Genomic DNA, 11,213 nt, shown 5'->3' on the forward strand with positions numbered 1-11,213 from the left:
GAAATCACTGACTCTTCTGCCACATTCACCTCCGAAAACCTAACTCCCTCTGTGCAAAGAACAGAAGAAAGCACCGACTCTTCTGCCACACTTGCCTCAGAAAACTCCAGTCCCTCCATACAAAGAACAGAAGAAACCACTAACTCTTCTGCCACACTTGCCTCAAATAACCCAACTCAATCTGTACAAAGAACAGAAGCAATCACTGACTTTTCTTGCACATTCACCTCGGAAAATTCAACTCCCTCCGTGCAAAGAACAGAAGAAAAAGCTGACTCTTCTAGTAACTGGAACTCAGGAAAATCAACTCCCTCTGTACAAAGAACAGAGGAGTTTAATAACTCCATATTAAATTCTGAGGGTAGTGTGTTAAGTGAAATTTCTGTGTCAGACAATGTACTGCAAGGTCGTCTGGCTAATCCTGGAGACGGTTTGATGAGGAATAGGGGAATTTTAGGGAAAAGTAAAAAAAAGCTAAATGTTAAACAGTCTATGTTTTTGCCTTCAGGTATTTCTATGAGTGCTAGTGGGGAGGTTTCTAGTAGTGATTTTACGAATAAACCTAGAAATTTAGAGCAGTTGATTCAAGAGTCTTTAAAGGCAAGAAGTGAATTGAAGGAAAAGGTTTCTGGACGTAAAGCGAGTGCGGTGAAGCCTATTAGTAAGGATGAAACAGAACTTTATGAATATTCGGAAAATGTTACAACGGAAACGGAGGAAGAGGAAGAGAAGGAGGAGGATAAAACGGATGTGGTTGAATTGTTGGCTAGGGAGGTTTATGGGTTGATTCGTCAACGATTGACTATTGAGCAAGAGCGCTATGGCTCTTTTTACTCTGGTCGTTTGCCTTGGTGATTTGGTTAAATAGGAAGGGTTAAGGATTAAGGAGGTGGGAAATGGGACTTTCGGATGCATTAACGTCGGCAACTAAGGGAGCGGTACTAACGGGTGCAGATCTGCTGATGATGGAGGCAGCGATCGCCGTAGACAAAGAACGAGAAGATATTTATGATATAGTCGAGGCCGAAAAGCAGAAGGCTGCACTCCAACTCTATCAACAGCAGTTTCTACAAGGGGATGTACGTTTAGTCAAAGCGGCGTTGATTCCGAGGGATGGGGAAGCGAGTAGCATTATTCGCTTTATGTTTAATCCAGAGGAATTACGATTTAATCGCAGTGTCAAGATTGAAGATATGCAAGGGGCAAGGACGGAACGGGGATTGCCTAAAGTGAATTTTGGATTTGTGGAACCCTACAAACTTACGTTGTCGAATTTGATCTTTGATACCTATGAGTCGGGAACCAATGTTTTAACGCAAATTCAACCCCTTCTAGATGCGGTGGATTTTAGCTCATTTAAAGATCCATTTGATGAACAAAAAGTTACAGTCAATGGAAAGAACTATTCTTATCAAGAACGAACCTTGGCGGTTTCGCTTGGAGATTCTATGATCTCTTCGTTTACGAAATCTATTAGTGGTGTTGATGTTTATGGTTTGGAGGAATATGGTTCAGAAAATATGTCAAAACAGGCAATTGAATTAAGACGACCACCTGTGTTTTATTTTATCTGGGGAGATAAGATTTATATGCGCTGCATGGTGGAATCTTTGGATTATAGTTTGAATATGTTTCGGCCGAATGGAATACCCGTCAGGGCAGTGGTAACCTTAAACTTGAAAGAGGTCGATCTAGGGGTGGCTAGTCGTAAGTTTAGCGAACGCCAGAGTTTTGTTCAAGGCGCTACTTAATATTGAGTGGATCGGTTTTTTTGAGGAATTACGAGTATGAGTGATGAAACGCTGTTTGTTTCGACTCCTATGGTTGAGATTGAGGGAGCAACTGAGGAGGAGATGAGTAGTTTTATGCGGGATATTTTGCAAATTTCTGTGGAGGAGAGTTTGCATTTACCAGGAATGTTTACGCTGGTGATTAATAATCCGTATAGTCCGTTGGATGATGAGACACAGACTTGGCAACACGATCGCTTAATTCAAGTGGGCAAAAAGGTTAAGATTGGCTTTGTTGGCAGTACGTCGGAGGAAAATGAGGCGACGAATCAGGATTGGTTGATTGATGGCGAGATTACGGGAATGGAGACGCATTTTACGAATACGACTCAAGCGCCGATCGTGATTCGAGGGTATGATTTGTCGCATCGTTTGCATCGAGGGCGGTATAATCGTTCGTTTCAGGATTATACGGATAGCGATATTGTGCGGAAAATTGCTACAGAAATGGGAATACAGGGGGGGCATATTGATGATAGTGGCAAGACTCACCCCTATGTTTTCCAGGAAAATCAGACGAATATGGAGTTTTTGCGGGAGAGGGCGGCGCGAATTGGGTTTGAGTTGTTTGTGCAAAATGGGAAGTTGCATTTCCGCAGTCCGACGGAGAGTGAGGTATTACAGTTGGCTTGGCTGACGGAGGTGGAGAGTTTTCGGGTGCGGGTGACGAGTTCGGAGAAGGTGGATGCGGTTGAGGTACGGAGTTGGGATTATCGGTATAAGAAGCCGATTGTGGCTAAGGTGGATCGCCACAATTTAATCACGAATGTGGAGGGAAAGGGCGAGGGAATTGTGGATACGAGCGATACGAATGATAGCAGTATCTATTTTATTGAGGATAGTTTTGGCTCTAATTTACCGTCTCCTCGGCTGATTGTGGTGGATAAGCCGGTTGCGAGTCCGGATGAGGCCGATCGCATGGCTCAAGCGATTTATGATGAGTTGGGGGGGGAGTTTATCTATGCCGATGCCCATGCAAATGGGAATCCCTTGATTCAGGTGGGTAAGGTGATTGAGCTAACGCAGATGGGGCGCTACAGTGGCAGATATTATGTGACGGAAACTCGCCATTTGTATTACCAGGGGATTTATACGACGGAGTTTAGTGTTCGGGGATTGCGAGGGGGGTCGATTTTTGATATTTTATCGCCCCAAAGTCGCTTGCGGCCGGGACAGACGTTGATGGTGGGTATTGTGACGCATAATCGAGATCCGGAGGGGTTGGGGCGGGTGCGGGTTAAGTTTCCGACGCTGAATCCGGAACCTGATGGTAGCGCCCATGCGAGCCAGTGGGCAAGGGTGGTGAGTGTGGGTGGGGGTAAACATCGGGGGTTTGATTGTTTGCCGGAAATTAATGATGAGGTGTTGGTGGCGTTTGAACATGGGGATGTGCATCGTCCTTATATTATTGGTGGGTTGTGGAATGGGCAGGATAAACCGCCAGAACCGGTTAATCGGACGATTTCCGATCGCGGAAAAGTACGGTTAAGAACGTTCAAAACGCCTAGCGGCCATACGTTACAGTTTGTGGAGGAAGACCAATATGCCAGTCGCGATGGGATTTATCTGCGCAGTAGTGCCGGTCATGAGATAGAACTCAATGATAGCGATCGCGCCCTGGAAATTACCACCAACGGCCAAAACAAAATCCGTTTTGATGACCGCAACCAGCGCATCGAAATTCAGACCAGAGGCGGTCATCGCTATATTCTTGATGATGCCCGGCACAATGTTACCCTAAAATCGACGGGAACTACTAGCCTGAATAGCTCTAGAGGGGTGCAAGTTAACCCAGGTCTGGGTCAAGTTAATGTATCTGGACATCTTACCAGTCAAACGTTAACGACTGGACAACTGATTATCGGATTGGGGGCGAATCAAGTTAATGTGGGAGAAGCGATCGCTAACCTACAAAAACAAGTCACTCAACAACAACAAAGCTTCCAAAACTACGTTCAACAGCAACAAACCCTCGATCAACAGCAAGATGCCGCTAGAGCGCAACTGGCTCAACAACTGCAACAAGCCCAAAACCAAGCCACCCAACTCACCCAAACTCAACAACAACTCTTGCAAGAGCAGCAACGCCAACAAACCCTCGATCAACAGCAAAATGCTGCACTGCAACAAACTCAAAATCAACTGAACACTCTCATTAACCCAGCCAGTCCGAGTCCAAGTCCTACCCCAACTCCAACCCCTCCAGCGCCATAGCTCCAGAGTTCCAAGCTATGAGACAATATAAAAAGCAATTTGGGCAGATTTACTTCTTGAAAAAATAAACTTTTAATCCTACGATTAAATCCCCCATCTCCCTATCTCCCTATCCCCCCATCCCCCCATCCCTTGAGTGACCTATCTTGGCCCTTTTGGCCCCTCTTACCCCTCTATCCCTACGGTCAACGGCGAACCCTGCGCCAAGAAGTCGTCCAAGACACCATCTGGACGTTTGACCAGCTTCAAGGGATTCTCTACGTGGTCGTTCCCATTCGCATGACGATTATCAAACTCTCCTCTGGGGGGTTACTGGTCTATGCACCGGTTGCGCCTACTCCCGAATGTGTGCGATTGGTGAATGAATTAGTCGATCTCCATGGAGACGTTAAATATATTATCCTGCCTACGGTTTCGGGACTCGAACATAAAATCTTTGTCGGTCCCTTCGCCCGTCATTTCCCCCAAGCTCAGGTCTTTATTGCTCCCCACCAATGGAGTTTTCCCTTTAATTTACCGGTGACCTGGCTGGGGTTACCAGGCAACCGAACGCATATTTTACCTGTCGACAGCCGTCAAGCCCCGTTTAGCGCCGAATTTGACTACCATATCCTAGGGCCGATTAACCTCGGACCAGGACAATTTGAAGAAGTTGCCTTGCTCCACCGAGCTACGGGTACAGTCTGCGTCACAGATACCATTATCTCTCTTTCTGAACAGCCACCGGCGATCGCCCAATTTGACCCCTATCCTCTCCTCTTTCACGCCAAAGACAGCGCCTCAGACCCCATTCAAGATACCCCAGAAAACCGCCGCAAAGGATGGCAACGCATCTGTCTGTTTGCCCTCTACTTCCAACCCAGCGTCCTTGAAACGCCCCAATGGTCAACGGTTTTTAAAAAAGTCATCAGCGCCCCAGACCGCTCTAAAAAAGCCTACTTCGGTCTCTTTCCCTTCAATTGGAAACCCAATTGGAAACAAGCCTTTCAACCCCTACAAAATCGTCTTTGGGTCGCTCCTGTTCTGCAAACTTTAATCCTCAACCGCGCTCCCCAACAAGTTTTAAATTGGTCTGAAAAAGTTGCCCGCTGGGACTTTCAGCGTCTGATTCCCTGTCACTTTAGTGCCCCCATTCGTGCCACAGGTTACGACTTCCGACAAGCCTTTTGCTTCCTCAAACAACATCCTCTTAGTCCCTATTCCTTACCCCCAGAAGACCTCAAACTTCTACAAACGATCGATCGCACTTTATCCCAACGCCGAATTGTTCCCCCTGCACAACAGAAAGTTTAGAGGTAATGATTCTGTTCGGTTAAGCCCTGCGGTAGGATAATCAATGCGATCGCACTAAACATTCTTGAGAAAACACCCATGACTGTTGATACCGTCTCCGCTGATAGCGTCCTAAATCAACTCCAGTGGCGTTATGCCACCAAAAAATTCGATCCAACGCGCAAAATTCCAGATCCGGTATGGAACGTCCTAGAACAAAGCTTAGTCTTGACTCCTTCTTCCTTTGGACTGCAACCGTGGAAATTTTTTGTCCTCACAGACTCTCCTTTGCGCCAGCAGTTACTGGAGCATTCTTGGGGACAAACCCAAGTTGTAGAAGCCTCCCATTTAGTCGTATTGGCGATTAAAAAAGACTTTGGTGTAGCAGAAGCAGAGCGATATATCCAATATATGGCGCAAGTGCGAAATACCCCCATCGAAAAACTAGAAGGGTTTGGGAAGATGGTTAAAGGGTTTTTGGGGAGATCGCCCGATCGATTTAATGTCGATGATTGGTCTACTCGGCAAGTTTATATCGCGATCGGTCAATTCATGACTACTGCCGCTATGCTAGGTGTAGACGCTTGTCCCATGGAAGGCTTTATCCCCGATAAATACGATGAAATCCTCGGATTAAGCGCAAAAGGCTATCATTCCGTTCTCCTCTGTCCTGCTGGATATCGTGCTGAAGACGATAAATACAGCCAACTGCCCAAAGTTCGCTATCCGACTGAAGACATTGTAGAGTATATTCAGTAATCATTACAACTTTGAGGGTCACTCTGAATGTTTGACCCTCATCTCTCTAACGCATTAAACTCACTTACCCCCTAAAAAACATTCATGCTTGATGACCTACTCAATTCCAAAAAAGCCAGGAAGAGCTTAAAAAAAAGCTTTTCAACCGTTGAAAAACTAGCAACCAACAGTTTGAGTAGTAAAGAAACTTCTGACTTGATCTACAAATCCAAGAAAAATGGTTTAAGCGATCAAGAGGTTGCCAACTTACGCGAAAAAGGGATAAAAGGCTATAAGTTTATTCAAGAAAATTTGATCAGTAAGAAAAAGAAAAAGAAGAAAAAAGATCTTTTCTAGGATTCAGTCATCTACAATAAAGAGGCTAAACTCATTGCCCTAGCGATCGCGGCTGAAGCAGATTTTTTAATCACGGGAGCCAAAGACTTTAGCCAAGTCCAAAAGATTGGCTAAACCGCGATCGTTTCTGTCTCTTTCTTGTTATAGCGCTTCGCGCTATAGTATTTACAAATATTGGCAAACGGCATGGATAGCTTGTTCGAGATCTTTCGTTATAGCCAGGGTTGATCCCATTCTCCGCCCTTATTCCCTATTCCCTATTCCCCATTCCCTATTCCCCATTCCCCATTCCCCATTCCCCATTCCCCATTCCCTATTCCCTATTCCCCATTCCCTAGCGTGAAGCGCTATAGATGTGTTCACCTAAAGGAGGCGGGTTAGCTGAAACCCCTCCAGCTAACCCGCCTTTATGTTAATTCACATTAATCTACAGTGAATCGCTTAATCTCGGCCAAAAATCGCAATCAGCAGGCGCAAGATAAACACAAACAAGTTAATGTACGTTAGGTACATCGACAGAGCGGCAGATAGATATTGTTCATCCCGATAGGTACGGGGGAGAATAAAGAAATCTACCACGGCAACGCCACAGAAGAGGAAAACGCCAAAACCAGAAATGGCAATTTCTAACCAGTTGGGGGTATAAACGCCAAAGAGAGAAAAGATAACTTGGGCTAAAATTACCACCAGAAAGGCAACTAAAGCCATTTGAATGGTTTGGGTTAAAGCCAAACCATCTTGCTCAGAGAGGTTCGATCCAATTTGGCGAGCGAAAACAAAAGCTACTCCACAACCGAGAGCGGCGAAGGCAATGCCTTGCATCCCTACGCCTTCAGTCCCTAGGGCAACGTAAACTAAGCCACTGAGGGTATAGCCAGACAGGAGGCTATAGGTTGCCAGTAAGGGGAGGGCTGTGCTGTTATTCGCTTTTTCAGCCACTCCTCTAGCGATAAAGAAAAGCACTAACTCCGCAATCAGGGCCACAATAAAGCTGGGCATGAAGATACTGGGGTTAGTTTGGATGACAGTTAAGCCACCATAGGTTCCGAGAGCTGTTAAAACCAAGCCTCCGCCGACATAGGGAAGGGCGTTAGGAATTACATTGGGTCCAACAACCAGTTGTCCCTTTGCTTCACGAATGTCATTGAGAAAGTTTGAACTGTTACTCATGGGTGTTTAAAGTAAAACCTCTATCACAAAGCCATATCTTATCTATTGTGGCGCAAAGCTCCATGGAGTTTCAAACAATCACCCAGTTTATTTTACTCTAAATCAGGATCAGCAGCACAATCACACTGAGGAGGGCGAGGATCGCAGCAGAGGATCGATCGCCTTCATCCTCTCGATAATCGCGATCGCGTCTATCCAAGGAGCGCTCTAACCCACATTTGAGACAAACATAGCGACGGGGATTTTTGGGATCTTGCACAAAAGGACAATAATTTTGGGAGCAATCCGTCAGACAAGTTTTTCTAGACATAAGCAGAAATCCTCAACCCTTATGATTGTCTGATGCAGGGGGGTTGAGGTTCCTTCCGGAAAATTGGGAGATAGGGGGACGCGGTGACGCGGAGAGAATCAATCACTGAGTTAGCAGAGAAAGGGAGAGTTAGGAGCTTTTCTATTGCCTCATCAACTCTTTCATTCCTATTACCCATTACCAATTACCCCATTATGTGGCTTTAATATCGGCGATCGCACTTCGGGCAACCCCGGCGATCGCCCGATCCGTTGCTTTTGGCAAATGATAATAACTCCCACCTGCCGTTTTCGCTAACTCTTTACCAAATCCTGTGGAAATAAACTTGCGTTCCGTATCAATCACCAACAGCTTAATCCCCAGGGCACGAATACGAGCCGCAATCTCTAATAGCTCGTTCTTAATATCTGGTTTTTCCTCCCCTTCCAAGGGTTCGCCCAAGGAACGCGCCAGGGGAATATTTCCCCGACCATCCGTAATTGCAACTAGAACCACTTGACCAATATCGCCCGATTGTTGGGCGTTCATGCCCACGCGCACCGCCGTCGTTAACCCATGGGCTAGGGGAGAACCGCCGCCACAGGGCATCACTTCCAGTCTACGGCGGGCAGAGGCGATCGAACGAGTGGGGGGTAACAAGACCTCCGCTTGCTCCCCTCTAAAGGGAATCAGGGACACCTGGTCGCGATTTTGATAGGCCTCCGTGAGCAGTTGCATCACCGCACCTTTCGCTGACTGCATCCGGTTGAGTGCCATAGAACCGGACGCATCCACCACAAAAACCACCAGCGCCCCAGACTTGCGGGCTAACCGTTTGGATCGCACATCCCCCGATTCCACAATCACGCGGCGGTGGGGGTTGCGGGCGCGTCTGGCTTTCTGATAAGGAGCGGCTGCTCGCAGGGTGGCATCGACAGCAATGCGGCGCACTTTACCTTTGGGTAACATCGGTTTGACATAGCGGCCGCGATCGTCCGTAAATATCAGGGTACGACTGCCCGATTTTCCGTGCCGTTTGGCCATTTGGGCAAAATAAAGCACGCTGGAATCGAGAACCACGCCTTCCGGATCGAAGATAAATTCTTCTGGGACACTGGGTTCATCCGGTTCATTCTCTTCTGGGGGATCTTCCTCCTCTTCTTCTCGATCTTCGTCGTCATCATCGCGATCCCAATCCTCTTGGTCTTGGGGAGGTTCCGGGGGAGGAGGAGGCGGTGGAGGTTCATCCGGAGGTGGGGCTTGAATTACGGTTGCTCTGGGCACAATCACCAGTTGGACGGCAGTGCGTAAATCCTCTGCACTCACCTCCGTGCGTCCTTCTAAGGCAGCCGCTGCTTTAGCCACTTTCACGGCAAAGAGTTCAGCGCGATGACCTTGCACGGCTCCCCGAATGGCTTCCTCAACCAGATAGGAGACTTGTTCTGGAGTAATGGTGACATCTTTGAGCCATTCCCGCGCCAGTAAAATTTGGGTTTTCAGGTTGTCGAGTTCTTCCGTGTAGCTTTCGAGGAAGGCTTGGGGAGATTGGGTGTAGGACAGGGCTTGGCTTACGGCATCTACCCGTTGATCGAGGCCAAGAACACCATCAGCAGAGAGGCTAATGGCTATCCTATCTAAGAGATGTTCCCGAAGTGAGCCTTCTTCCGGGTTGTATGTGGCGATCAGAATGGCTTGACAGGAATGTTCAATACTAATTCCTTCCCGTTCGATGCGGTTGCGTCCTTCACTGAGAACGGTGAGCAATTGGTTACTGATTTGGTCATCCAGGAGGTTGATTTCATCCACGTAGAGAACGCCACGATTGGCTTTTGCCAGCAGTCCCGGTTGAAAGACGGTAGCTCCTTGCTTAACGGACTCTTCCACATCCACCGATCCTAAGAGACGGTCTTCGGTAATACCGAGGGGAATTTGCACAAAGGGCGCGGGTATAATTTCAGTTTCTGTGTTTGCTTCTGGATGTAATGAATCGTGGGGAGCTTGGTTCCAGAAGGAGTCTTTGACGATTTCGATCGCCGGAAGCAGGTCGTGAATCGCTCTAGCCATGACTGATTTTGCCGTACCGCGACGACCGGCGATCGCCACTCCCCCTAAACCTGGATCGACAGAAGCCAGGAGTAGCGCCAGTTTAATGGCTTCTTGGCCGATAACAGCAGTTAAGGGAAAGTTTCGGGAGGACGTGGGGTTTGGGGCGATCGCAGAGGGAGACTCGGTAACAGGCATGGTATATCAATAGAAGAGTGTTGGCTAAAGTTAACCATCCTCTAGGATACCGAAAAAGGGGGTGGAGAAGATAGGGGAATTTCGCTTTTGTTCTGGAGTTAGAGCATTCCAGGTGAATGGTTACCATAATTCAGACTTGCGATCGCTACAATATAGCGACAACTTTATCTCTTCTGTCGAGTGTGATTGTATAATAGATTTAATTGTCATATTTACCATGAAATTACCCAATGGTGAAAATGCTGAAATCTCAATGCAAAAGCTGATTGGTTATTGTCTCAATCCAGACCATTCTAGTGGTAAACATAAAGCTAAAGTTTTTGCATCCGTTTTGGGGATCACTACTGAAAACGCAGATCTATTGAAAGAGATGATTGAAAACGCGGCCATTGAGGGTGAGGTTGTGCAACAAGATAACACCCCATTTGGCGAACAATTTAAAGTGGATTGGATTGTTCCTCATCCTGAAGTGATTACACTTCGCACCATCTGGGAAATTACGTCAACTAACCCAAACCCCCGTTTAATTTCTGCTTTTATCAAACTATGATGAAACCTTTACAACTTTTAGATACTGTAGCCCTCCTCAAACCTATCTCAAGGGAAAGACTAACCTTAATAGAGCCAGATTATGAATCTATTCCTAGTTTACCAACTGGACAAGTGGGAACCATTGTTGAAGTATACGATCGCGCAGAAGATCCTCTCTATTTAGTCGAGTTTTGCGATCGCCAAGGCTGTGAATACGCTATGGCAACCTTAAAAGAAAATGAAATTATGGCTTTACATTATGAATTGACTGTGGCGTAGCGCGATCGCTCACGGATAATACTCTTGGCAACCAGAGATCCCATTTGTTAATGTTACCAGAACCTGAAATAGACCCACGTAAATTTGTAGAATATTCTATGAATCCCAATCATTCACAGAACTAAGGTAAGTGGATGGCATTTGCAGCATTAGGCTATGATGTACAAAGTACTGAAGGTCGTAGTGCTGCTGGTGCGATTCGTTCAGTCCAAAAGTCAAAGGATAAAACCTGAAACGTAGGACTGGCAAGGGCTTCAAGCCCTTGAAAACTAGAAGATTGTTCCCAATCGGTGGGAGCGTCTGGACTTCACCTCACTCTTGAGGTAGACGAC

The 11,213-nt window shown here is 46.7% G+C and carries 10 protein-coding genes and 1 pseudogene; 8 read left to right on the forward strand and 3 right to left on the reverse strand.

Annotated features, from left to right (window positions below; genetic code table 11):
• From J7545_RS03240 to J7545_RS03265, 6 genes and pseudogenes are all read left to right on the forward strand, one after another.
• Positions 1–855, forward strand: a pseudogene (locus J7545_RS03240) (hypothetical protein); the annotation flags it as partial.
• 41 nt (positions 856–896) lie between these two features.
• Positions 897–1,751: a hypothetical protein gene (locus J7545_RS03245; RefSeq protein WP_318719129.1), complete on the forward strand. Its 855-nt coding sequence runs from the start codon at positions 897–899 to the stop codon at positions 1,749–1,751.
• A 36-nt stretch (positions 1,752–1,787) separates the two neighbouring features.
• Positions 1,788–4,004: a VgrG-related protein gene (locus J7545_RS03250; protein WP_318719130.1), complete on the forward strand. Its 2,217-nt coding sequence runs from the start codon at positions 1,788–1,790 to the stop codon at positions 4,002–4,004.
• A gap of 132 nt (positions 4,005–4,136) precedes the next feature.
• Positions 4,137–5,297, forward strand: a complete 1,161-nt coding sequence (locus J7545_RS03255; protein ID WP_318719131.1) for a DUF4336 domain-containing protein — start codon at positions 4,137–4,139, stop codon at positions 5,295–5,297.
• Positions 5,298–5,375: 78 nt separating this feature from the next.
• A complete protein-coding gene (locus J7545_RS03260) occupies positions 5,376–6,035 on the forward strand; it encodes an NAD(P)H-dependent oxidoreductase (RefSeq protein ID WP_318700541.1) in 660 nt (219 codons plus the stop codon).
• Between the two features lie 84 nt (positions 6,036–6,119).
• Positions 6,120–6,371, forward strand: coding sequence for a hypothetical protein (locus tag J7545_RS03265; RefSeq protein WP_318700542.1), 252 nt, complete (start codon positions 6,120–6,122; stop codon positions 6,369–6,371).
• A 441-nt stretch (positions 6,372–6,812) separates the two neighbouring features.
• On the opposite strand, the gene J7545_RS03270 is transcribed toward J7545_RS03265, so the two are convergent.
• From J7545_RS03270 to bchD, 3 genes are all read right to left on the reverse strand, one after another.
• On the reverse strand, positions 6,813–7,541 hold the full coding sequence (locus J7545_RS03270; RefSeq protein ID WP_318700543.1) for a Bax inhibitor-1 family protein: 729 nt from the start codon (positions 7,539–7,541) through the stop codon (positions 6,813–6,815).
• 97 nt (positions 7,542–7,638) lie between these two features.
• The gene (locus tag J7545_RS03275) at positions 7,639–7,851 is read right to left on the reverse strand and encodes a hypothetical protein (RefSeq protein ID WP_318700544.1); all 213 of its coding nucleotides are present in this window, start codon (positions 7,849–7,851) and stop codon (positions 7,639–7,641) included.
• Between the two features lie 192 nt (positions 7,852–8,043).
• Positions 8,044–10,071, reverse strand: coding sequence for a magnesium chelatase ATPase subunit D (bchD, locus tag J7545_RS03280; RefSeq protein ID WP_318719132.1), 2,028 nt, complete (start codon positions 10,069–10,071; stop codon positions 8,044–8,046).
• Between the two features lie 217 nt (positions 10,072–10,288).
• On the opposite strand from bchD, the gene J7545_RS03285 reads away from it, so the two are divergent.
• On the forward strand, positions 10,289–10,621 hold the full coding sequence (locus tag J7545_RS03285) for a DUF6883 domain-containing protein (RefSeq protein ID WP_318700546.1): 333 nt from the start codon (positions 10,289–10,291) through the stop codon (positions 10,619–10,621).
• On the forward strand, positions 10,621–10,881 hold the full coding sequence (locus J7545_RS03290) for a DUF4926 domain-containing protein (protein WP_413038697.1): 261 nt from the start codon (positions 10,621–10,623) through the stop codon (positions 10,879–10,881). Before J7545_RS03285 ends, J7545_RS03290 begins: the two co-directional genes overlap by 1 nt.
• Positions 10,882–11,213: the final 332 nt, after the last annotated feature.

The organism is Roseofilum sp. SBFL (assembly GCF_017746885.1).
Lineage (GTDB): Bacteria > Cyanobacteriota > Cyanobacteriia > Cyanobacteriales > Desertifilaceae > Roseofilum.